General features: G+C 68.9%; 15 protein-coding genes. 3 read left to right on the forward strand and 12 right to left on the reverse strand.

The window, feature by feature from the left end:
• The first annotated feature begins 153 nt into the window (after positions 1-153).
• Positions 154-981 (forward strand): IclR family transcriptional regulator, encoded by an 828-nt coding sequence (locus tag FHT36_RS21735; protein WP_169124538.1) that lies wholly within the window; start codon positions 154-156, stop codon positions 979-981.
• Between the two features lie 97 nt (positions 982-1,078).
• Here the strand turns inward: FHT36_RS21735 and FHT36_RS21740 are convergent, their stop codons facing one another.
• The 12 genes from FHT36_RS21740 to FHT36_RS21795 all read right to left on the reverse strand — a co-directional run bounded on the left by FHT36_RS21740 (position 1,079) and on the right by FHT36_RS21795 (position 21,219).
• Positions 1,079-6,253: an AAA family ATPase gene (locus FHT36_RS21740; protein WP_348644544.1), complete on the reverse strand. Its 5,175-nt coding sequence runs from the start codon at positions 6,251-6,253 to the stop codon at positions 1,079-1,081.
• 600 nt (positions 6,254-6,853) lie between these two features.
• Positions 6,854-7,882 carry a cytochrome d ubiquinol oxidase subunit II gene (gene cydB, locus FHT36_RS21745; protein ID WP_169124539.1) on the reverse strand — a complete coding sequence of 343 codons (1,029 nt, stop codon included), beginning with the start codon at positions 7,880-7,882 and terminating at the stop codon, positions 6,854-6,856.
• A 2-nt stretch (positions 7,883-7,884) separates the two neighbouring features.
• Positions 7,885-9,303: a cytochrome ubiquinol oxidase subunit I gene (locus FHT36_RS21750; RefSeq protein WP_169124592.1), complete on the reverse strand. Its 1,419-nt coding sequence runs from the start codon at positions 9,301-9,303 to the stop codon at positions 7,885-7,887.
• Between the two features lie 2 nt (positions 9,304-9,305).
• Positions 9,306-11,603: an FdhF/YdeP family oxidoreductase gene (locus FHT36_RS21755; protein WP_169124540.1), complete on the reverse strand. Its 2,298-nt coding sequence runs from the start codon at positions 11,601-11,603 to the stop codon at positions 9,306-9,308.
• Positions 11,604-11,879: 276 nt separating this feature from the next.
• On the reverse strand, positions 11,880-12,779 hold the full coding sequence (locus FHT36_RS21760) for an HlyD family secretion protein (RefSeq protein ID WP_169124541.1): 900 nt from the start codon (positions 12,777-12,779) through the stop codon (positions 11,880-11,882).
• Positions 12,776-12,982, reverse strand: a complete 207-nt coding sequence (locus FHT36_RS21765) for a DUF1656 domain-containing protein (protein ID WP_169124542.1) — start codon at positions 12,980-12,982, stop codon at positions 12,776-12,778. Before FHT36_RS21765 ends, FHT36_RS21760 begins: the two co-directional genes overlap by 4 nt.
• Before the next feature lie 23 nt (positions 12,983-13,005).
• On the reverse strand, positions 13,006-15,108 hold the full coding sequence (locus tag FHT36_RS21770; RefSeq protein WP_246702363.1) for an FUSC family protein: 2,103 nt from the start codon (positions 15,106-15,108) through the stop codon (positions 13,006-13,008).
• Positions 15,109-15,157: 49 nt separating this feature from the next.
• On the reverse strand, positions 15,158-16,273 hold the full coding sequence (locus tag FHT36_RS21775) for an FAD binding domain-containing protein (RefSeq protein WP_169124543.1): 1,116 nt from the start codon (positions 16,271-16,273) through the stop codon (positions 15,158-15,160).
• A gap of 22 nt (positions 16,274-16,295) precedes the next feature.
• Positions 16,296-17,072 (reverse strand): SDR family NAD(P)-dependent oxidoreductase, encoded by a 777-nt coding sequence (locus tag FHT36_RS21780; protein ID WP_169124544.1) that lies wholly within the window; start codon positions 17,070-17,072, stop codon positions 16,296-16,298.
• A gap of 54 nt (positions 17,073-17,126) precedes the next feature.
• Entirely contained in the window at positions 17,127-19,382 is a 2,256-nt protein-coding gene (locus tag FHT36_RS21785; protein ID WP_169124545.1) for a molybdopterin cofactor-binding domain-containing protein, read from the reverse strand.
• Positions 19,379-19,873, reverse strand: a complete 495-nt coding sequence (locus FHT36_RS21790; protein ID WP_169124546.1) for a (2Fe-2S)-binding protein — start codon at positions 19,871-19,873, stop codon at positions 19,379-19,381. The genes FHT36_RS21785 and FHT36_RS21790 overlap by 4 nt, the downstream gene beginning before the upstream one ends.
• Positions 19,870-21,219 carry a cytochrome c gene (locus tag FHT36_RS21795; RefSeq protein WP_169124547.1) on the reverse strand — a complete coding sequence of 450 codons (1,350 nt, stop codon included), beginning with the start codon at positions 21,217-21,219 and terminating at the stop codon, positions 19,870-19,872. The genes FHT36_RS21790 and FHT36_RS21795 overlap by 4 nt, the downstream gene beginning before the upstream one ends.
• Positions 21,220-21,410: 191 nt before the next feature.
• Here FHT36_RS21795 and FHT36_RS21800 point away from each other — a divergent pair, with 191 nt between their 5' ends.
• Positions 21,411-21,959: a peroxiredoxin gene (locus FHT36_RS21800; RefSeq protein ID WP_210257913.1), complete on the forward strand. Its 549-nt coding sequence runs from the start codon at positions 21,411-21,413 to the stop codon at positions 21,957-21,959.
• Positions 21,956-22,501 carry a DsbA family protein gene (locus FHT36_RS21805; RefSeq protein ID WP_169124549.1) on the forward strand — a complete coding sequence of 182 codons (546 nt, stop codon included), beginning with the start codon at positions 21,956-21,958 and terminating at the stop codon, positions 22,499-22,501. Before FHT36_RS21800 ends, FHT36_RS21805 begins: the two co-directional genes overlap by 4 nt.
• Positions 22,502-22,527 lie beyond the last annotated feature (26 nt).

The following is a 22,527-nucleotide window of genomic DNA, read 5'->3' on the forward strand; positions in this document are numbered from 1 at the left end:
GATGAGACGAGTCAATCCATTTTTTGAACTGAAACGTCTCATTCAGTGAGATTTATGTTGTGCAATGCGAAGGCCGTCGTGTGCACCTGCGTTCCGTTTGACACCCCGCTGCCAGCCGCTAAGGCTGCACGTAGCGAGAGGCTGGCGATTCAGATGGCCAAGGCAAAGCAGCAGCTGGAGAGCGTGGAGAAGCCGGAGAAGCCCGAGGAGCGGGACAACGCCTCGGCCATGCTGCGGGCGCTCGATCTGCTGGGCGAGATTGCTCGGTCCGAAACGCCCCTCGGCGTGCCCGAGCTCTGCGTGCGGCTCTCTTTACCCAAGCCCACCGTCCATCGCCTGTGCCAGAAGCTGGAGGCCGAATCCTATCTGCTGCGCGAGCCGGATGGACGGCGCTTCGCGGTGGGTCCGCGCTTCCTGCGCATGGGGTTCGACATGCTGCGCAATTCGGTGAGCACCGAGCGGCGCGGCATCCTGGAGGCGCTGGTGGACGTGGCGGGCGAGACCTGCAATTTCGTCACTCGCGTGGGCTCCGAGGCGATCTATCTCGACCGCGTGGAAGCAGCCTGGCCGCTGCGCCTGCATCTGGAGGTGGGCTCACGGGTGCCGATGCATTGCACGGCCTCCGGCAAGCTCTTCCTCTCCGCCATGCGCCCCGTCCAGCGCCGGCGCATTCTGGAGACGCTGCACCTGAAGGCGCAGACGCCCAACACCATCACCACCGTCGAGGAACTGGACGCCGAGCTGGAGCGCATCGCGAAGAATGGCTACAGCACGGACGATCAGGAGTTTCTGGAAGGGCTCGTCGCCATCGCCGTGCCGGTGAAGGACCGACGCGGCACGGTGGTGGCCGCGGTAGCCTGCCACGGCCCCTTGCCGCGCTTCTCGCTGGAGAAGGCCAGGGCCCTGGTGCCCAACCTGAAGGAAGCGGCGGAACGGCTCCAAGCCACCCTTCCCGATTCCGGCGAGGTCACGGACGACTGACGCGGGGCAGGCCGGTGGAATGGCGGGGACGGGGCAGGCCCGACATTCCTACGACGCGAAAGCCCAGCGTTCGTTAAGGCACGATCCGCGCCTCCACTCAGGCTTGCGCATCTTGTTCCGTCCGGGCGGCGTCATCCAGCGTCTTCAGGCTGAAATAGAAGACGCTTCCCTCTCCCACGGTCGAGCGCGCCCGGAGCACCCCGCCGTGCGCCTCGATGATCGAGCGGCAGATGGACAGCCCGATGCCCATGCCGGCGTGCTTGGTGGTGAAGAAGGGTTCGAAGATGCGGGAGAGGACATCCTCGCTCATGCCGCAACCGGTGTCGGCGATGCTCAGGCGAACCATGCCCGCGTCCCGAGATGTCTCGATGGTCAGGCGCCGCCGGCCGGGATCGACCGCTTCCATGGCGTGAATGGCGTTGGTGATGAGGTTGAAGACGACCTGCTGCAACTGGACAGGATCGGCCTCCACGTGGCGCCGGTCCACCGCCAGCAGGTCGACCAGCTCGACACCGTTCGACTGGAGATCCTTGACCACCAGCCGCATCACGTCCTCGGTGAGATCTTCGAGGCGGATCGGCTCCAGCACGGGGGAAGTGCGCTTGGCGAGCGCGCGCAGGGACTTGACGATGCCCGCCGCGCGCATGCCCGAGGCCCGGATCTGCTCGACGCCCTGCAAGGCTTCATCCACGTCCGGCTCCGCGCGCCGCAGCCAGCGCATGGCCGCATCGGCACTCGCGACGATGCTGGTCAGGGGCTGGTTGATCTCGTGCGCGATGGAGGCGGCATAATTGCCCATGGCCATCATGCGGGACGCGCGACCGAGTTCCGCCCGCGTCTCCCTGAGGTCAAATTCCGCGCTCGCCCGCCGCGTGTTCTCGTCCACGAGGTCGTTGTAGAGGCGGGCGGCATCCAGCGAGATGGCCGCCTGCGTCGCCAGCAGTTCCAGCAGTGCCGTGCGGTTCGGCGTGAAGACGTCCGCCGCGAGGTTGTTCTCGAGGTAGAGAATGCCGACGAGCGTGCCGCGCTTGATCAGCGGCATGAACAGGAGCGAGCGCGCGGGCGTGCCGCCATGGCCGGCGGCGCGCAGGCCCGGCTCCTCGCTGGCGGCATCGGCGAAGACCGCCGTCCTGCGCGTGCGCATGACCGTGTTGAGCATGGCCAGCGGCAGGTCCCGTGCGGTGGGAACGGCGGAGTGGACGTCCACTTCCACCTGCTGGTTCTCCACGCGCGCCGAGGCCTCGATCACCGGGTCGCCGCCGCGCATGAGGATCAGGAGGCCGTATTGGGCGCCGGCATGGACGATCATCTCTCGCATCAACGTGCGGATGACCTGATCGAGCCCGACAGTCTCGGCCAGCGTCTGCGCGGCCTTGGTCATCACCTCAAGGTTGAGGCCGCCCTGTCCCGCCGAAATGCCCGTTGCGTCGGTCGCCCCGTCGCCGGCCCGGTGGGGGCGCGCGCCGGCGCCGCCGTCGAGCAGAAGGGGGAAGCTGCGCAGCAGCTGGTCCGCCTTCCCCTCTGCGCCCCAGTGGCGATAGTGGCTGATCGCCGCCTGGACGTATCCGGAGGTGGGAATGCCGAGCCCGGCCTCCCGGCAGCAATACGCCGCCAGCTCGTAAGCCAGCGCCTGCTCATGGACGAAACCGCTGGCCGCCGCCGCGTCCGCGGCCTGCTCGTACAGGCGCTGCGCGTCCGCAGGGATGCCGGACAGCCGCGCTGCCTCGGCTTCCAGAAGCAGGTGCTTGCACTCGAAGGTGGACGGGTTGAGCCGTGCGCGATCGGCAAAGCGTCGCCGCAGTTCGTCGATCCTCCCCAGCGCCACCTTCCGGGCGGGCGCGCCTGCGCTGGTGCGGGCCAGCGCGAGGGCGAGGAAGAGCGCGCATGAGGCGGTGTCGATATGCGCCGGCGCCGCCCAGCTCAGCGCCGCCGCCTGTTCCAGCTGGAGGACGGCGCGCTCGAAATCGCCGAACAGGAAGGCGGTCATGCCTGCGTAATGGCGGACCCAGAAGAGGGTCGCCAACGAGGTGATTTCCGCTTCCGGAACGCCCTGTGCGCCGTCGTAATCGCCGGATGCGAGCGTATCCACGAAGCTGAACTGCGCCGCCAGGATGAGCTCGATGTCGCGATACTTGAACTGGCGCGTCCACGCCAATCCTTCATCGATGTCGTCCCTGACGGCGGAGAGGGGCGCGCCCAGCATGAGCATGTTGGACGCGATGTGGTTGCGGGCATAGCAGGCCCAGCCGAGATCGCCCGCCGTCAGGCCGATCTGCGCGGCTTCGCGCGCACGATCGAGGGCGAAGCGCAGCGGCCGCGTCCACGCGCCCACCTGGTCGAGGGCCAGCAGAACCGCCGTCTGCTGGGCCTCGTAGCCGTCCCGCTGGACGATATCCTGCGCCATCATGGCGTAGGTCTCGCCATCCTCGTAGGCGCCGTAGAGATCCGCGCAGAACACGCCGAACCACGCAAACCCGTAGGCCGCCTCCGGCGTCATGCCGTGGTCGAGGGTGAGTTCGACGATCTTGATGAGATGCAGCACGCGCAGGCCGCCGCGCACGAAGAAGGCCGCGCTCAGGGCAGAGAGCAGGGCGAGCGCCGACCGCATGGCGGGATCGGTGATTTCCGGCAGGTCGCGCAGGTGGGACACGTCGAGGGCGTTGAGGCGGGCGCTGCACGCCTGATAGGCCTGCGCGAGCTGTTCGTCCGTCACGAACCGCTCGAGTTCGACACCGAGGAGGGCTAGCCCCGCCAGAGCCTCGTCGATCGCACCTTCGTAGTCCGACCGGATGGTCCGCGCGATGGCCTTCAGGCGGTAGAGGTCGGCCTGCTCCACCGGGGTGGCGGCGATGGCGAGCGATCGTTCGATGGCCGGTAGGGCCTCATCGATACGCCCGAGGGCGATGAGGATTTCGCAATGGAGCCATTTCACCTCCGCGAACAAGGCGCGATGGCTCACCTGCCAGACGTCGGGCATGAGGCTGCGGGCCATCTCGATATGGCCGGCAGCCACGTGAACGGCGCCGGAATTGCGGGCGCGGCGGGCCGCGGTGCGCAAGGCCCTCACGAAGCTCAGGCGCTCCGCCTCATCCAGTGTGGTGCGATCTGCGCGCTCGATCTGCGCGGCCATGGCGAAGGCCCAGTCGGCGTCGCCGTCGCGCTCGACTGCGATCATGCGCCGGGCGATGGCCAGATGCTCGGCCGGGCGGTCCGGCTCGGGAATGGAGGCGTAGGCGGCTTCGAGAACGCGGTCATGGGCGATCACGTAGTCCGCATCCCGCCGAAGGAGCAGGCCGGCTTCCACGAGGCCGACCGCGACGAGCTCCGCTTCGGCCTCGGACTGGCCGACGAGGTGCGCAAAGGTCTCGCCTGAAACCCGCCCGCCGACGCTCGCGAGCCGCTGCAGGACGCCGCGCTGGCTCGGCGGTAGCGCATCGAGCCGCTGCAGCATGAAGTCCGAAACCGAATTGTACGCGCCGAAGCGCAGCGGATCCCAGCGCCAGCGTTGCGCCTCCGGATCGAAGGCGATCACCCTGTCATCGAAAAGCTTCTGCAGGAGCTGACGGACAAAGAAGGCATTGCCCCCGGTCTTGCGATGGATGCTGTCCGCGAGCTCGCCGAGTTCGGCCGGTGCGCCGTTCAGCGCGCTCGCGACGAATTCGAGGGTCTCCGTGCTCGAGAGCGGGCCGACGCGGATCTCCGTGGTCGGCAGCAAGCCGGTGCGCGCCTCTGCCAGCAGGCTGACCAGCTCGGGATGGCGGGCGACCTCTTCCTCGCGATAGCTGCCGATGAGCAGCACATGCGGCGGCGCTTCGCGCCACAGCGCCTGAAGGGCACCGAGGCTCGCCGCATCCATCCATTGCAGGTCGTCGAGGAACAGGACGAGGGGCCGGGATGGCGTCGCGAAGGCCTTGAGGGTCTGGAGCATGATCCGAACCACGCGCGCCTGCGCCATGCTCGCGGCGACCTCGGGCAGCGCGCCACCGTCCGAGAGAATGAATTCGGCCTCTGGCACAAGGTCGATCAGCAGGCTGCTGTAGCCCGACAACTGCGCGGCAAGGCGCTCGCGGATGCCGTCCAGCACGTCCGCGCTCTCGCCTAGCGCCCGCATCACAAGGGTGCGCAGTGCCTGGGCGAAGGGGGCGTAGGGCATGCCCTCCTGCAGCAGGACGCTCTTGCCGGCCGCGAACTGGGCCTCCGCCGGCAGCCAGGCCTTCGACAATTGCTCGACGAGGGCGGATTTGCCCGCGCCCGCTTCGCCGCGCAGCAGGATCAGCTCGCTCCGGCCCGTGTGGGACACGCGCCCGAAGGCCTCCACGAGCTGCGACAGCTCCAGCGCCCGGCCGAACAGCCCGCGCGCCTCGATCCCCTTTCGGGCGAACTCGCCGCGGCCGAGAGCGAAGGTCGCCGCGCCGTCGCCGGCCGCCAGCGCGGTGCGGGCGAGGCGCAGGTCGATCTGGAGCGCTTCGGCGCTCTGGTAGCGCTGCTCCGGATCCTTATCGATGAGCTTCATGAGAATGGCGTCGAGCATAGGCGGGACGTCGCCGCGTACAGCGCCGGGCCGCACGGGTTCGACCGCCACATGGGCGTGCAGCCACTCCGCCATGCTGGTGGCCTGGAGCGGCAGTCGCCCGACGAGCAGCGCATAGAGCAGGACGCCCAGCGAATAGAGGTCGCTGCGCGCGTCGCTGGCCGGCCGATGAAGCCGCGCCTGCTCCGGCGCGGCGTAGGCGATGGCGTCGGCCGCCATGAACTCGGCCGCTTGCGGGGCGCCGGTGCCGATGGGGCCGACGAGATGGCGGAAGCGGACCCGTCCCCGCTCTTCCAGAAGCACGCTCGGCGGCCTGAGGCCGCCATGGATGGTGCCGAGCGCGTGCAGCCGGGAGAGCGCGGCGGCGATGGCCGTGCCGAGATCGAGGAGCGCTTCTGGGGCGAGCGTGCCGGGGGTGAGGTCGCCGAGGGTCGACGTGGGGCGATCCGGGTAGAGGAGGATCACCCGGTTGCGATGCTCCAGCCGATGGGGCGGGTCGGCGAGGTCGATGGGGAGCCCTTGCGCCAGGGCCGCCTCGCGATCGAGAATCGCCGCCGCCGGACTGCCGCGCAAAGCGGATTTCACCCGCCAGCGCTCGCCCGTCAGCTCGTCCTGGGCGAGACAGGATTCGATGCCGTCAACGGCGCCCTCGGACGTCAGCGCGAGGCGGTCGAAGGATGCGGCATCCATCCCGCTGCGGAGCGGAAGGCTGTTGCCGTCGATGTCTCGCACGCTGTCCACTGGCGATCTTTCATCCGTTCATTGCATATATGTGCACAAGATCGATGTTGTAGATTATGTGTATTGCGTTATTGCAAGTGCGTCCAGCACGCCGTTGGCGCTCGCGGCTGGCGGTCGACGCGCCGGAGGGACGCGAAAAACCGACTATTTATCGTTCGATCAAATATTCCGGGATGGTCGCCCGCGTCAAGGTGTCTACCGTCGGCATCGGCGTGGCGGCGAGGGGCGCGGCGATCACATGTCGGGCATCGCCCGCGCGCCCCGCGCCTGCGGGCTAGTCGAAAGCGAGCGGACACGCTGCCGCGAAGCCAGTCTCACATTGCCGCCGCGGCGACGAGCAGGCGCCTGGCTCATGGTCATCGATCCTCGCATCCGATGCGTCCCGGAAAATCGTTGCCATTTTGCCGGTGTTCGGGAGCGGTCTCTTGTCGAATATGCCGGTCGCTTTGCACGATTTTGGGAAGACGATGACGGCGGCGGTGCTTCTGCCTCGCGTCCTCAGGGCAAGAGATCACGGGCGTCGCCCGGAACAAAAACGGCAATCGCTCGCCCCGTGCCATGTGGCTTCGGGACGAGCGATCGCGAACCGGGCGGGGGTCGTCAGCCGTAGCCGCCGTGCCCCGCTTCGTGCTGCACCTTCCCCCGGAAGATCCAGTAGGCGTGGGCCTGATAGGTCAGCACCACCGGAATGATGACCATGACGCCCACCCCGAGGAAGGCGAGGGATCGGGGATCCGACAGCCCGTCCCACACCGTGACCTGACGCGGCACCACATAGGGCCACATGCTCACCACGAGGCCGAACAGGCCGAGGGCGAACAGCACGAGGGACAGGACGAACGTCTGCGCCTCTCGGCCATTCCAGATGGCCCACCAGATCCCCACGATCACCGCAAGGGTGAGGAGGGGGACGGGCGCGAGCCACAGGAGGTTGGGAAGAGCGAACCAGCGGGCCGCCACCTCGGGCACGCTCCAGGCGCTCCACAGGCTCACCAGCAGCATCATCGCGCTGGTCAGGATCAGCGCCGCGCGGGCGATCTCCCGGCCGAACACCTGGGTCGGTCCCTGCGCCTTCCAGATCAGCCAGCCGGCGCCGATGAGCGCGTATCCGCCCACGAGGCCGATGCCGCACATGACGCCGAGCACGCTGAGGAAGCTGAAGGCGCCGCCGGCGAACATGCCGTTCTCCACCGGCACGCCGTCGATCAGCCCGCCGAGGATGAGGCCCTGGCAAAAGGTGGCGAGGAGGGAGCCGGCGAAGAAGGCGGCATCCCACACCGGCCGGAACCGCGTCGCCTGCAGGCGGAAGCCGAAGGCGACGCCCCGGAAGATGAGGGCGAACAGCATGAACATGATGGGCAGATAGAAGGCCGGCAGGAGGATGTAGTAGCCGGCGGGGAAGGCGGCGAACAGCAGCGTGCCGCCCATCACCAGCCACGTCTCGTTGCCGTCCCAGACGGGTTCGATGGAGGCCATCATCACATCGCGGTCCGCGTCGCGCGGGGCGGCGAGGAAGAGGATGCCGACGCCGAGGTCCAGCCCGTCGGCGAGCACGTAGACCGTGACGCAGAAGAGGGCGGCGGCGGCGAAGAGGAGCGGCACATGGTCCGCCTGCATCAGCTCGGTCATGGTCAGGCCTTCGCTTGTCCGGCGCCGTAAGCGGGCGACGGGGAGGTGGGGGAGCCGGTGAGGAGGCCGACGCTGGCGCGCTCCATTCCGGGACGCTCGGCGACCTGGGGCGTGGTGTCGGTCGGGCCGTTGAACGCCACCCGTCCGGCGAACCAGAGGAAGGCGAGCAGCAGTAAATTGTAGACGGCGAAGAAGATGATGAGGCTGGTGGTCACCGCGCCGGCCGTCACCGGCGCGACGGCATCGGCGGTGCGCAGCACGCCGTAGATGATCCAGGGCTGCCGGCCGGCCTCCGTCACCGTCCATCCGGCGAGCACCGCGACGAGGCCGAGGGGGGGGGTGGCCATGGCGAGGTATTGAAACCAGCGGGTGTCGTAGAGCCGACCGCGCATCCGCAGCACCAGCCCCGTCACCGCCGTCACCAGCAGCAGCATGCCGATGCCGGCCATGATGCGGAAGGCGAAGAAGACGATGGGCACGTTGGGCTGGTCGGCGGGCGGCACCGCCTTCAGGCCCTCGACCTCGCCGTTCCAGCTGTGGGTGAGATAGAGGCTGGCGAGGTGGGGGATTTCCACCGCATAGAGGTTCTTCTGCGCCGCCATGTCCGGCCAGGCGATGACCGTCATAGCCGGGCCGCGGGTGGTGTCCCACAGGCCTTCCATGGCCGCGAGCTTGGTCGGCTGGTGGACGAGCGTATTGCGGCCGTGCAGGTCGCCGATGAAGATCTGGAGCGGGGCGAGCACCAGCGCCAGCCACAGCGCCATGGAGAAGGCGGTGCGCGAGGCGGCGACGTGCTGGCCGCGCCACATGTGGAAGGCGGAGACGCCGGCGATCACGAAGGCGCAGGTGAGGAAGCTCGCGCACACCATGTGGGCGAGGCGATAGGGGAAGGAGGCGGTGAAGATCACCTGCCACCAGTCCACCACATGATAGATGCCGCTGGCATCCGCGACGGCTCCCGCCGGGGTCTGCATCCAGCTGTTGGAAGCGATGATCCAGGTGGTGCTGATGAGCGCGCCGCCCGCCACCATCAGGCAGGCGAAGAAATGCGTCGCCTTCGACACGCGGGCTTCGCCGAACAGCATGATCCCGATGAAGCCGGCCTCCAGGAAGAAGGCGGTCATGGTCTCGTAGGCGAGGAGCGGGCCGAGCACGTTGGCGACGGAGCGGGAGAAACCGGCCCAGTTGGTGCCGATCTCGTAGCTCAGCACGATCCCGCTCACGACCCCCATGCCGAAGACCAGGGCGAACAGGCGCATCCAGAAGCGCATGAGGTCGCGGTAGACCGTCTTGCCCGTCCGCCACCACAGGAAGCTGAGCAGGGTGACGAACCAGGCGGTGCCGATGGTGAGTGTCGGCCACAGGATGTGGAAGCCGACGGTGAAGGCGAATTGCAGGCGCGACAGCGCGAGGGCGTCCATGGTCATTTCGCTCCGGTGGCGGGGGCGGATTTCACGAGGCGCACGGGCACGCCCTTGGAGGCCGGGGTGAAGCTCTGCGGGTCGTGCGCGTAGAGCGGCACGAGGGGGTTGGTCTCCGGGTAGTAGGCCGCGCAGCTCGCCTCCGGGAACGGATGGAGCACCACGCGGAAGCCGCGCACCGCGCGCTCGATGCCGTCGGTGGAGAGGGTCACGATGTCGACCCGGTCGTCCGGCTTCAGCCCGCGCTTTTCCATCTCCTTCTCGCCGAGGAAGATCACGTCGCGCGCGCCATGGACGCCGCGATAGCGGTCGGAGAGGGAATAGAGCGTGGTGTTGTACTGGTCGTGGCTGCGCACGGTGGTGAGCCAGAGCGGATGGCCGCTGACGCCGGGGTCCTCGCACAGCCCCTCGCAGACGATGAAGTTCGCCTTGCCCGAGGCGGTCGCCCAGATGCGCTCGCGGGCGGTGGAGGTGAGGTGGAACCCGCCCGGCTCCTGGATGCGGGCGTTGTAGCCCTGGAAGATGGGGAACACCGCTTCGATGTCCTCGCGGATCCGCGCGTAATCCGCCGTCAGCGCCTCCCAGTTCACCGTGGACCGGCTGCCGAGGGTCGCCCGTGCCATGCCGGCGATGATCGCCGACTCGCTCTTCAGATGCGCGGAGGCCGGCGGATTGTGGCCGGTGGAGGCGTGGACCATGGACATGGAATCCTCCACCGTGACCGATTGCGGCCCGCTCGCCTGCATGTCGATCTCGGTCCGGCCGAGACAGGGCAGGATCAGCGCGTCTCGTCCGTGGACCAGGTGGCTGCGGTTGAGCTTGGTGGCGATGTGGACGGTGAGGTCCAGCCGGCGCATGGCGTCCTGGGTCTGCTGCCAGTCCGGAATGGCGGCGGCGAAATTGCCGCCGAGGCCGATGAACACCTTCGTCTCGCCGCGCAGCATGGCCTCCAGCGCGGTGACCACGTTGTGGCCGAAGGCACGCGGCGGGGCGAAGCCGAAGCGCGCCTCGATGGCATCGAGCAGCGCATCGGACGGCACTTCGGTGATGCCGACCGTGCGGTCGCCCTGCACGTTGGAATGGCCGCGCACCGGGCAGATGCCGGCGCCCTCACGCCCCACATTCCCGCGCAGCAGCGCGAGATTGGCGATCTGCTGCACGTTCTTCGTGCCGTGGCGGTGCTGGGTGATTCCCATGCCGTAGACGAGGATCGCCCGCTCCGCCTGCATGTAGGCCTCGGCGGCCGTCTCGATGTCGGCCCGGGCGATGCCGCTCTTGCGCTCGATGTCCTCCCAGGAGGTCGTCGCGAGGTCGGCGATGAGGGCGTCGATGCCGGCGGTGTGGCCGCGGATGAAGTCCCAGTCGAGCACCGGGGCCGCATTGCGCGCGCGGGCCGCTTCATCCGCCGCGACGAGATGCTTCATCATGCCCTTGATGAGGGCCACGTCGCCGCCGACCCGCACCTGGAAGATGCGCGAGGAGATGGGCGTGGAGGTCAGCGTCGCCATCTCCACAGGGTTCTGCGGCGCCTGGAAGCGCTCCAGCGCCCGCTCGCGGAACGGGTTGAACGACATGATGGTGGCGCCCCGGCGCGATGCATTGCGCAGGTCGCTCATCATGCGCGGCGAGTTGGTGCCCGGGTTCTGGCCGAAGATGAAGATGCAGTCGGCGCGCGCGAAATCCTCCAGCAGCACGGTGCCCTTGCCGACGCCGATGGACTGGGGAAGCCCGACGCTGGTGGCCTCGTGGCACATGTTGGAGCAGTCGGGAAAGTTGTTGGTGCCGTATTCGCGGGCGAACAGCTGATAGAGGAAGGCCGCCTCGTTGGAGGCGCGGCCCGAGGTGTAGAAATCCACCATGTTGGGGTCGGGCAGGGCATTGAGATGCCGCCCGACGAGAGCGAAGGCCTCCTCCCAGCTCACCGGCAGGTAGCGGTCGCTCCCCGCGTCGTAGCGCATGGGATGGGTGAGGCGGCCCTCCATCTCCAGCTCGTAATCGCCGAGGGCGGCAAGCTCCGTCACGGTGTGGGCGGCGAAGAATTCGGGCGTGCAGCGCTTCGTCGTCGCCTCCCAGGCCACCGCCTTGCCGCCGTTCTCGCAATATTCGAAAGGCGAGGTGTGCTTGGGGTCCGCCCATCCGCAGCCGGGACAATCGAAGCCGCCGGGCTGGTTCATGCGCGACAGGGTGGCCATGCCGGACACGGCGACGTGCTGCTCCACCAGCGCGCTGCCCATGGCCTTCAGGGCGCCCCAACCGCCCGCGGGCTCGTGATAGGGACGAATGGTTTTCGCGATGCCCATGGGCGGCTCCCGCAGCAATGAGGGGGGTGAGGCCGTCAAGCGAGGGGGCTCGTCTCGACTGCACAAGTCGCCGGACGTGAAAGTAACCGGAAGACGAGGGTATGATTGCCGCAGGAACAGCCCGAATAAATGGGCTTCACATATGTCCGGCGCATACCTTGGTATGGCGCGGGACAGTCTTTGCGCAGGATGAAGGCGGGGCAGGGCGCTGAGGGGCGCGAACGCATACGGCCCGCCCCGTTTCGGGGCGGGCCGTCAGTCGGCTCGGGTCGGGCGTTACTTTCCGGAGATCGACACCGTCGCGGTGAGGCCGGCGGACAGGGTGACCGAGGGCGGCACGGGATCCAGCGCGATGCGCACCGGCACGCGCTGGGCGAGGCGGACCCAGGTGAAGACGGGGTTGACCGAGGCGAGGCCGGAGACATCCGGCGCCACATTGGGGATGGCGATCCCCCGGCCGATGCCGGTGACGAGGCCGGTGAGCGGCGTGGGATAGGCCATCAGCGCGACCTTCGCCCTGTCGCCAACGTGGATGCCGGCAAGGACGGTTTCCTCGAAATAGCCGTCCACCCAGAAACTGTCGCTGTCCACCACGGAGAGCGCGCGCTGGCCGCTGGTGCCGTAGTCGCCCACCTGGGTGAGGAGGTTCGTGACATAGCCGTTCACCGGGGAAACGATGCGCGTGCGGCTGAGGTTGAGCTTCGCCTGATCGCGATCGGCGAGGGCCTGCTGATAGGCCGCCACCGCCATGTCCGCCGAGGCCGCGAAGCTCTGCTTTTCTTCGTCCGATGCGGCGATGGCGCTCAGCTTCGTCCGCCGTTCCGCCTCTGCCTTCTTGTTCTCGAGGTCGGCCTTGGCGCGGGCCACGGCGGCCTCGGCGTTGGCAAGCGCGATCTGGTAGTCGGACGGCTCGATCACCATCAGGAGGTCGCCCTTGTGGACGAACTGGTCGGCCTTCACGGAAAGCTCGACGATTCGCCCCGAAATCTGCGGCGCGACGGTGACCACATAGGCCCGCACGGTGCCGTCGCGGGTCCAGGGCGTGGTCATGTAGGTCTCCCACATGCGCGATCCGAGGATGCCGGCGACGCCGACGACGGCGAGGGTTAGGAGCACGCCCATCACGCGACGCGAAACGGAGGTCCCCTTTTCGGCGGGGATGTCGATGGCGGTCATGAACCTGCTCCTATGATCAGGACGGTGAGGGACAGCACGATCACGTAGATCGCGAGGTTGAACAGGGCCGGGTGCCACACCACGCGCGACAGGCCGGTGCGGTTGCCGAGCATGATGAGCGGGATGGTCATCAGCCATGCCGCCAGCATCATCGCCGCGAAGGGCGAGAACAGGACGCCGAGGAGATTGAGTTCCGAGAACATGGGTGGATCTCGTCTTTCCTGATCTAGCCGATGTGTGCGCGCTGACCGTCCGTCGCCTTCAGGAGATCTGAACAGGCATCGAGTGCGTCCGTGATGATCTTGATCTGCACGAACGACGGCTGGCCTGCCGGCGTCTCGGAGGGCTGGGCGGCCGGCCGCTCCGAGAGCACGCGCTCCATGTCGCCGAAGGCGATGCGCGCGAGCGCGACCCGTCCCTCCGCAAGCGCGGCACTGGCGTCCGAAATCCGCCGGCGCTCCACCTCGTTCGCCGATGCTTCGCGCAGGAGGATCAGGGCGCGGCCGAGGATGAAGAGCGTCATGAGGGAACTCGCCTGCGCGTCCGTCGCTTGCGGTGGCAGGTCCTCGACACGGCGTGTCATCACCGCCGTCCAGCGCGCCCCGTCCCGGGCCTGTGACCGCGCCGCGAGCCGTCGCAGGTCGCGGACCGAGAGGGCGAGAAGACGCCGCGTCCGCACGTCGGGCGACAGTCCTGGGATGATGATGAAGAACAGCGTTCCGATGATGTTGCCCAGGATGATCGTCAGCGCGATGTTGAAGAAAGTGGACGCGTCATAGGAAATCGGGTTTCCGACCCCGAGCAGAGGCAGGAGATTGATGGACATCGCCAGGAAAAGCGGCGTGTGCCAGCTGCCCGCCTGCATCAGGCCGATCGGCACCAGGACGAGCGCCAGCACCACAGCGAGCTGCGGGAAGGTGGAGATGGACGGCATGACGCCGAAATAGAGCCCGCAACCGATCACCGTCACGAGGATGGAGCCGATGGTGAAATCGGTGACGAGCGCGCGGGCCTGATCGCCCGCCGGAGCGAAGATCAGGGCGGCGATGGCAACGAAGGCAATGGCGAGGGGGCCGTTCGGCCATTCGGTGGCGATGGTGAAGGCTGCCGCCGCGGCGACCGCCGAGAAGACACGGAAGCCGCTCAGCAGGGGCAGAAGCGGATCGCCGACGACGATGGTCCACGGTGCAGCCCGACGTTCCGCTCTCGCACCCATGAGCAAGGCGATACTTCCGGCTGTTTCGCGCAGGCAAAGGAGGAGGTCGCGGGTCGCGTCGGCTAGAATTGAGGCGCGGGCGTCATCGCGCGGAAGCGCCTCAAGGGTCTGCAAAGCTCGCGCGCAGGCGCTGCGGAGCCGCTCCGGGTCTCGGCCCAGATCGGCCGGGTCGAGGCGGGAGAGCAGGGTGTCCAGACATTTGCGAACGTCCTCACCCGGTTGGCCGGAAGCCTCCTGCTCCAGGGCAATCCTCTGCCAGCCGAGCGCCGCCTCCATGAGACGTGCCCCGGCATCGCGCAGATGCCCGCTGCGCGAGCGCAGATACGGGGAATCCGCCATGGCCGCATCGGCTGCGGCCTGAAACAGGCTCAGCTTCCGCAGGACGTCCCTGGGGCTGAAGCGTTCCTCGCGCGCGTCTTGGGTCGCGGAGAGCGTCGAACGGAAGCCGCGGACCAATTGGAGGGCCATATCTTCCAGAAGGCCGGCGAAGGTCCTGCGCGCGGCGCCGAAGTCGGTGAGGAGGATGACGAAGAGGGTCGATCCGATGCCAATGCAGATTTCGCTGACACGGACGATGGAGAAAAAGAAGGCCGACGTCGGATCGGTGATGGTGTCGGCGAAGATAACGGCTGCGGTAAAGCCGGCCAGTGCCGCGGCGTAGGATGCGAAGTTCCGGAGCACCACGACGGCGACGCCGCACAGGCCGCACCACGCGGCGAGGCAGAAGGCGAGGGTGTATCGGCTCTGGGCGAAGAGCCCGAGCACCGTCACCATGGCCAGCGCGCCCGCCACCGTTCCGATGATCCGCCATCGCCCCTTCTGCAGGGATGCGCCGAGGTTCGGCTGGCAGACGATGGCCGCCGTCGTCGCCGCCCAGAAGGAATTCTGAAGCTCGAGCGCATAGGTGATGTAGAGCGCCAGACAAACCGACGCCGCAAGCCGGACGCCGAACAAGGCGCGAGGACCCAAGGAGCGAAGACGCGCGCGCAGGGCCCCGGAATTTGTCTCCGGGCGACTGTCGAGAGTGCCTTGTGCAGTGGAACTCATGGATGCCGTGCCTTGCTGAACCCATCGTGGCTCTGGTGAGCATAGATCCTGCGGGGCAACGGCCAATTATACACTAGGTAGTGAGGTCCTACCTTGGTTTAACTATAGTGCCGGGCTAGCCGAGCGAACCGCCGAGGCTCTGGCCGTAGGCGACGATCGCCGCCCCCACCGGCGCGCGTTCGGCGGCATAGGCGGCGAGGGCGGCGTCCATGTCCGGGGTGTGGGTGAGCGCATCGCGGAGTGCGAAGGCATCGCCCGCCGCCTTCGCCACGCCCATGGCGGTGTGCGGCCGGGCGACGAACGCCGCATCGCCCATGAGCGCGACGCGGCCGGAAACCATCTGCGGGGGTGCGTAGTCGAAGATGGCATGCAGGAAGGGGCGCGACTCTGCCGCCACCACCGCGGCGAAGGCCGAGGGCAGCAGCCGCGCGGCATCGGATTTCATCGCGGCGGCAACATCGGGGCGCACGCGGCCGGGCGCGAGGGAGAAGGCGCGGCGCACGCCGTCCACATCGGTGAGGACGCCATCGAGTTCGTCCGGCGTGTAGCGCCGGTACCAGACCCAGTTGTAGCGGCGCCGACCGGCGGTGGTGGAGCCGTCCGGGCCGGGCACGAGATAGCCGAGAATGTGCGAACCGGGCATCTCGTAGAAGGCGAAGCGGTCGAGGAGCTGTCCCGCGGCCACCGCCGGCACCTCGGCCTCAGGGACAAGGCCGCGCCAGGTGGCGTAGCCCACATAAGTGGGCCGGGACTTTGGGCCCGCAACCGCGCTGCGCAGCGCCGAGCCCACGCCGTCGGCGCCGATGACGAGATCCGCTCGCTCCTCGGTGCCGTCCGCATAGGTTACGCGGGCGCCGCTCCGTTCCTGCGCCACGGAAACGGCCTGCCGGTCGATGTGGTAGCGATCATCAGGCAGCAGGTGGCGGAAGGTGCGGAACAGCACGTCCCAGGAGAGCTGGGTCTGGGGCGTGCGCTGGCGATGAATGATGGCCCCGGCCTGGTCGAAATAGATGCGCTCGTGGGCCGTCACCCCCACGTGGGCAAGGTGCTCGACGCCCACCTCGCGCAGGATGTCGAACACCTCGCGCTGGGCGACGAGGCCGGCGCCCCGCCCCTCCAGCCCATGCACCGAGCGTTCCGTCACGCGCACGTCGAAACCGGCACGGTGCAGCAGCACGGCGGCGAACAGCCCGCCGATGGAGCCGCCGACGATGAGAATGCGAGGGGGCATGGCCAGTCTCTCCGGGTGGACGCTAGACGATGAAATCGATGACGCCGCCATCGACCCGCAGGGCGGCGCCGGTGGTGGCGGAAGAGAGCGGCGAGGCGATGTAGACCGCCATGTTGGCGACCTCCTCCACGCTCGCCGGCCGCTGGATGATGGAACTCGGCCGGTGGGCCTTGACGAAGTCGGCGCCGGCCTCCTCCAGCGTCTTCCCGGCCGCCACCGCGTCCTTCAGCATGGCCGCGACGCCTTCCGAGAGGGTGGGGCCGGGCAGGATGGAATTCACGGTCACGCCCGTGCCCGCCATGCGCTTGGCAAGGCCCCGGGCGAGGGAGACGTCGGCCGTCTTGCTGACGCCGTAGTGGATCATGTCCGCCGGGATGTTGAAGGCGGATTCCGAGCCGAGGAACAGCATGCGCCCCCAGCCGCGCTCTGCCATGCCCGGCAGGTAGGCGCGGGCGAGGCGAACGCCGGACATGACGTTGATGGCCCAGTGCCGGTCCCACACCGCGTCGTCGGTCTGGAAGAAGTCGGACGGCTGGAAGATGCCGAGATTGTTCACGACGATATCGAACGCCGGCTCGGCGGCCACCAGCGCGGCGGCGCCTTCCGCCGTGCCGAGGTCGATGGCCTGCCCGCGCGCCGTGCCGCCGATGCGCGCCACGGCCTCGGCCACCTTCGCCTCCGAGCGCCCGTTGACGACGACGCTCGCGCCGGCCTGCGAAAGCCCCTTGGCGATGGCGAAGCCGATGCCTTCGCTCGACCCGGTGACGAGGGAGGTCTTGCCCGAGAGATCGATCTTCATGGCTGTCTCCTGTGGGTGTGCCGATGCCGCGCCCGGCGCGGGATCGGGCTCCGGTCAGCGGAGCGGCGGTGGATCCATCATGGCATGGCGGATGCGGCTTGCATCGAGAGGCAGGGTGGCGAGGCGCCGGCCGCTGGCGTCGCGGATGGCGTTGCCCAGCGCAGCGCCCGTGGGCCCTTGCGCCGCCTCCCCCGCGCCAAGGAAGGGCAGGCCCGGCCGGGGGACGATGTGGACCTCCACGTCGCGGGGCATGCGGGAGAAGCGCAGGATGGGATAGGCCGTCCAATCCACCGAGGTGATGCGCCGACGATCGAAGCGCACGCCTTCGAACAGCGTCCAGCTCGTCGCCTGCACGATGCCGCCCTCGATCTGGTTGCGCACCCCGTCCGGATTCACCACCTGCCCGGTATCCACCGCCGCCACCACGCGCGTGATGAGGAGGCGGCCGGTGTCCGCATCGATGGCGATCTCCAGGGCGATGGCGCAATAGGCCTCAAGGTTCTTGTAGCGCGCGAAGGCGAAGCCGTAGCCGCCCCCGGCGGAGGGCTTCGGGCGATTTTTCCAGCCGAAGCGCTCGGCGGCGGTGGTGATGACCGCCTTCGCCCGCTCGTCCTGAAGATGGCGCAGGCGGAAGTCCACCGGGTCCTGCCCCGCCCGGCGGGCGAGCTCGTCCATGGTGTTCTCGATGGCGAAGACGTTGAGGTAGCCGCCCAGCGAGCGCATGGAGGAGCCGCGCAGGGGCATGTCAGGCAGGAAGTGGTTCACCGCCCGCGCGTTCGGCAGCACGTAGAGCGGCACGGCGTTGCGGTCGCCGCCGCCTTCAGGCATGGGCAGGTCCACCGGCGGCGCCGGGGGGAACGGCTCGGCCTTGTCGCGCGCGGCGAGGAGGGTGCCGGGCGGGCCTGGGCGCATCATGTGCGATTGGCTCCACACGTCGTGCTGCCATGCGGAGATCCCGCCGTCCGGCCCCAGCGCCGCGCGCACGCGGGCCACCATGCCCGGCCCGAACGGCTCCCAGGCATGCTCCTGCTCGCGCATCCACTGCACGCGCACCGGACGGCCGGGGAGGGCGCGGGCGAGCATCGCCGCGTCGGCGCCGGCATCGTCCGCCCCGTTCTGGCCATAGCAGCCGGCCCCCTCCGCATGGATGCAGCGCACCTTCTCCCGGGGCATGGCGAGGAGACCGGCGAGGGCATCGCGCAGGGGATAGACGCCCTGGGTGTGGGTCCACTCCGTCATGGCGTCGCCCTCCAGATAAGCGATGGCGCAGGAGGGGCCGATGGAGCCATGGGCGAGATAGGGGCGGCTGAACAGGGTATCGAGGGTGAAGGACGGCGCATCCGGCTGCCCCACCTCGAGAATGGTGGTGTCCTGCGTGCGCAGGGCCATCAGCGCCTCGGGCAGGCGCGCCTCGTCGGGAAGCTGCGCCGTCTCCTCCCAGCGGGCGAGGGTGGCGAGCCGGCGCATGGCCTGGATCGCCGTCCATTCCTGCTCGGCGATCACTCCGAGGAAGGCGCCGTCGCGCACCACCTTGAGCACGCCGGGCATGGCCTCCACCGACCCCGCGTCGAGCGCGACCAGCCGGGCGCCGTAGCTCGGCGGGCGCACGATGCGGCCGTGGACCATGCCGGGCAGGCGCATGTCCTGCACATAGGCCGCCCCGCCCGTGACCTTCGCCGGAATGTCGACGCGGGGCACGGGGCGATCCATCACCGTGAAATCGCGCGGATTGGTGAGGATCGAGGTGGGCGCGGCATCCACGTGCAGCAAGGTGTCGGAAACCAGCTCGCCATAGCCGAGGCTGAGGCCGGCGGGGCCCGTGATGAAGCCATCGCGGGCGGTCAGGTCCGCGCGGGCGACGCCAGCCCGGCGCGCGGCCTCGCCGATGAGGATCTCGCGCACCTGCGCCGCCGCATTGCGGATGGCGGTGCCGGAATCCTGCACGGAATGGCTGGCGGCGGTGTAGCCCTCGTTGGGGGTGCGGCCGGTGTCGGCGGTGATGAGGTCGAGCCGCGAGAGGGGCAGCTTCAGCTCTTCCGCCGCCACCTGAAGCAGAGCGGTGCGGATGCCCTGTCCCAGCTCCGCCTTGCCGGTGAAGACGGTGGCGTTGCCGTCCGGCGCGATGCGGATCCAGGCGTCGAGCCGGGGCGTGGCATCAAGGCTGCCGGGCAGGCCCCGCAGGGGTGTCGCGCTCGCCCCGGTTTCGGTCTGGGCGAAGGCCCGGCCCGACAGGCTGAAGGCGAGGATGAGGGCGCCGGTGCCGCGCAGCACGGCGCGGCGGGAGAGGGCGTGTATCGTCGGCTTTGTCATCGCACGGCTCCCACCTTGCCAGCCGTCGTCTTGCCGGCCATGGTGCGGGCGGCGCGCTTCACGGCGCGGACGATGCGCACATGGGTTCCACACCGGCACAGGCTGGGTTCGAGGGCGGCGAGGATGGCGTCGTCGTCCGGATCGCCATCGCGCTCCAGCAGCGCCTGCGCGCGCATGACCATGCCGGCGATGCAATAGCCGCACTGCGCCGCCTGCTCGGCGATGAAGGCGGCCTGCACCGGCCCCGGCGCATCGGCGCTGCCGAGCCCCTCGATGGTGCGCACTGTCCGCCCGTCCAGCAGCATCACCGGCGTGATGCAGGAGAAGACGGGCTCCCCGTCCACCAGCACCGTGCAGGCGCCGCACTGGCCGAGGCCGCAGCCGAATTTCGCGCCGTTCAATTCGAGTTCGCCGCGCAGCACGTAGAGCAGGGGCGTGTCCGGCGCGGCGGCGATGGTGCGGCGCGTGCCGTTGACGGTGAGGGTGGTCATGGGGCGCCTTTCGCGGGGTTCGCGGTGGTCTTGGGAGCGGCGGCGCGGCGGGCCGCTGTGATGGCGGCGGCGAGGTCCGGCCAGGCCGGCCGCCCGGCGATGTCGCGGCGCAGGTAATCGAGAAGCGCCGTCAGCGCCGTGTCGTCCATGGCGGCGAAGGGCGGCATGACGGGCGCCGCCACGCCGTCCGCCGCCGGAACCCCGCGCAGGATGAGGTTGAGCAGGTTCTGGGGCGTCTCGGCCGCAAGGGCCGTGGAGAGGGCGAGGTCCAAGCCGCCGAGCGGCAGCGGCCGGCCCGCCTGGTGGCAGGCGGCACAGGCGGCGGCGAAGACGCGACGGCCCGCGCTCGCATCCGCGGGCAGGGCAATGGGGGCCGCCTGCCAACCCGCCGATTGCGGACGCTGGCCGGAGGCATCGAGCGCGGGCGCCTTCGGCGTCGCAGTCTTGCTGGCGGACGTGCCGAGCGAGACGAGATAGTCCGCCATCGCCTCGATATCCTGCGCGGGCGCCTCGGCGAGGTTCTCCGTCACCGGCCCCATGGGGCCGAGCGCGACGCCATGGTCCGCCTGCCAGCCCTCGCGCAGATACTGGGCGAGGGCTGCCTTCGTCCACGGCACGCGGGCGGGCGACTGCGCGCTCAGGGGATAGGCGGTCCAGCCCTCGGCCTCGCCGCCGGCGAAGGCGCGTGAGCGGATTTCCGCACCCATGAGGTTGCGCGGCGTGTGGCAGGCGCCGCAATGGGCGAGCCCCTCCACCAGATAGCGCCCCCGGTTCCACGCGGCATCGCGTGAGGGATAGTTCACGAAGGGCTCGGGATGGAAGAACAGGAGCTTCCAGCCGGCGAGCACGAGACGGATGTTGATGGGGAAGGGCAGCTGGTTCGCCGGCGCCGTGGTGACCACCGGCGCGCGGGTCATCAGGAAAGCGTAGAGCGATGCGAGGTCCGCGTCGGTGGTCAGGCTGAAATGGTCGTAGGGAAAGGCCGGGTAGAGGTGCCGTCCTTCGCGGTCCACGCCCTCGCGCATGGCCCGCACGAAGGCCGCAAGCGGCCAGCGCCCGATGCCGGTTTCCGGATCGGGGGTGATGTTGGTGGAATAGATCGTGCCGAAGGGTGTCGGCATGGCGAGCCCGCCGGCGAAGGTCGTCCCGCCCGGCGCGGTGTGGCAGGTGCGGCAATCCCCGATTAGGGCGAGCGACGCGCCCCGCTCGATGTGCGCGTGGTCGAAAACGGCGGCGGGCGGGGGCGAAATGGGCGCTATCTCCCCATGCCAGGCATAGGCCAGCGCGGCGAGCGCGCCGCAGACGGCGGCAACGAGGGTTAGCAGCAACACGCGCTTTATCATCATCCGCACCCTTTCTGGGGGCGCACCATGCGGCGGCCCGGCGCCCTCATCTTTCCGAAACGCACTAAAGGGGCACCCGCCAAACCCAAGTATGAGCAGGCCACGCCAATGGCCGATTTCCCCCGGCCCGTCCCCCCGACACTCTCGCAGCCGACATTGGACACCTGCGACGCAGAGAGGGACGAGGCATGCACATGGCCGATCCGCACGACGCTTCCACACATGCCTTGCTGCAGCCGGGCCAGGCCGCGCCCGACTTCACCCTGCCGGCGACGCCCGACCAGAAGCTGTCCCTCTCCGACCTGAGGGGCGCGCCCGTCATCCTCGCCTTCTATCCGGCCGATTGGAGCCCGGTGTGCGGTGACCAGATGGGCCTCTACAACGAGATGCTGCCGGAGTTTCACCACTCCGGCGCCCAGCTCGTGGGGATCTCCACGGACGGCGTGTGGTGCCACGCGGCCTTCGCGGAGGCGCGCAAGCTGCATTTCCCTTTGCTCGCCGATTTCGAGCCCAAGGGCGAGATCGCCCGGCGCTATGGCGCCTACCGCGCGCAGGATGGCGTGGCCGAGCGGGCGCTGTTCGTGATCGATGCCGAGGGTGTCATCCGCTGGAGCTACCTTTCGCCTCTCGGCCTGAACCCCGGCGCGGACGGCATTCTCGATGCGCTCGACGCGCTCGTTCCCATCCCAAAGACCCCCACCTCGAACACTCCCACCTCGAACACTTATGGAGCGCAGGCATGACGCGCCGTCTTCCTCCCGTGAGCGCCACCGACAAGGTGGCCGGGCCGGCTGATGCGCCGGTGACCCTGATCGAGTACGGCGATTACGAATGCCCCTATTGCGGCGAGGCCTATCCGGTGCTCAAGGCCGTGCAGGAGGCGATGGGCGCGCGGCTGCGCTTTGTGTTCCGCAATTTCCCGCTGACCGAGATGCACGCCCATGCCCTGCGCGCCGCTCAGTTCGCCGAGGCCGCCGCCGCGTCCGGGGTGTTCTGGGCCGCCCATGACATGCTCTACGAGCACCAGGACGCGCTCGATGTGGCGAGCCTCACGTCCTATGGCGCGCAGCTCGGCATTGAACGCCGGGTGCTGCAGGCGGCCTTCCAGGGCCAGTACGACGCCATCATCCAGCAGGATTTCGTCGGCGGCGCGCGTGCCGGCGTGAACGGCACGCCGTGCCTCTTCATCAACGGTGTCCGCTACGACGGGCCGAGGGACCGGCAGAGCCTGATCGAGGTGCTCGATCGCGCCGCTGCCGCCGCCGCGATCGACGTTCCGGCCTGAGCCGGGATGCGCCCGCCCGAGGAGGC

Origin of the sequence: Xanthobacter sp. SG618, from assembly GCF_012932745.1 — a bacterium.
In the GTDB taxonomy this organism is placed as follows: domain Bacteria; phylum Pseudomonadota; class Alphaproteobacteria; order Rhizobiales; family Xanthobacteraceae; genus Xanthobacter; species Xanthobacter flavus.

Excerpts from the sequence above, each read along its gene's own strand:
- FHT36_RS21800 (WP_210257913.1), top strand. The coding sequence starts at position 21,411 with ATGGCCGATCCGCACGACGCTTCCACACATGCCTTGCTGCAGCCGGGC.
- FHT36_RS21790 (WP_169124546.1), bottom strand. The coding sequence starts at position 19,873 with ATGACCACCCTCACCGTCAACGGCACGCGCCGCACCATCGCCGCCGCG.
- FHT36_RS21785 (WP_169124545.1), bottom strand. The coding sequence starts at position 19,382 with ATGACAAAGCCGACGATACACGCCCTCTCCCGCCGCGCCGTGCTGCGC.
- FHT36_RS21780 (WP_169124544.1), bottom strand. The coding sequence starts at position 17,072 with ATGAAGATCGATCTCTCGGGCAAGACCTCCCTCGTCACCGGGTCGAGC.
- FHT36_RS21805 (WP_169124549.1), top strand. The coding sequence starts at position 21,956 with ATGACGCGCCGTCTTCCTCCCGTGAGCGCCACCGACAAGGTGGCCGGG.
- cydB (WP_169124539.1), bottom strand. The coding sequence starts at position 7,882 with ATGACCGAGCTGATGCAGGCGGACCATGTGCCGCTCCTCTTCGCCGCC.
- FHT36_RS21760 (WP_169124541.1), bottom strand. The coding sequence starts at position 12,779 with ATGACCGCCATCGACATCCCCGCCGAAAAGGGGACCTCCGTTTCGCGT.
- FHT36_RS21750 (WP_169124592.1), bottom strand. The coding sequence starts at position 9,303 with ATGGACGCCCTCGCGCTGTCGCGCCTGCAATTCGCCTTCACCGTCGGC.
- FHT36_RS21795 (WP_169124547.1), bottom strand. The coding sequence starts at position 21,219 with ATGATGATAAAGCGCGTGTTGCTGCTAACCCTCGTTGCCGCCGTCTGC.
- FHT36_RS21775 (WP_169124543.1), bottom strand. The coding sequence starts at position 16,273 with ATGCCCCCTCGCATTCTCATCGTCGGCGGCTCCATCGGCGGGCTGTTC.
- FHT36_RS21735 (WP_169124538.1), top strand. The coding sequence starts at position 154 with ATGGCCAAGGCAAAGCAGCAGCTGGAGAGCGTGGAGAAGCCGGAGAAG.
- FHT36_RS21755 (WP_169124540.1), bottom strand. The coding sequence starts at position 11,603 with ATGGGCATCGCGAAAACCATTCGTCCCTATCACGAGCCCGCGGGCGGT.
- FHT36_RS21765 (WP_169124542.1), bottom strand. The coding sequence starts at position 12,982 with ATGTTCTCGGAACTCAATCTCCTCGGCGTCCTGTTCTCGCCCTTCGCG.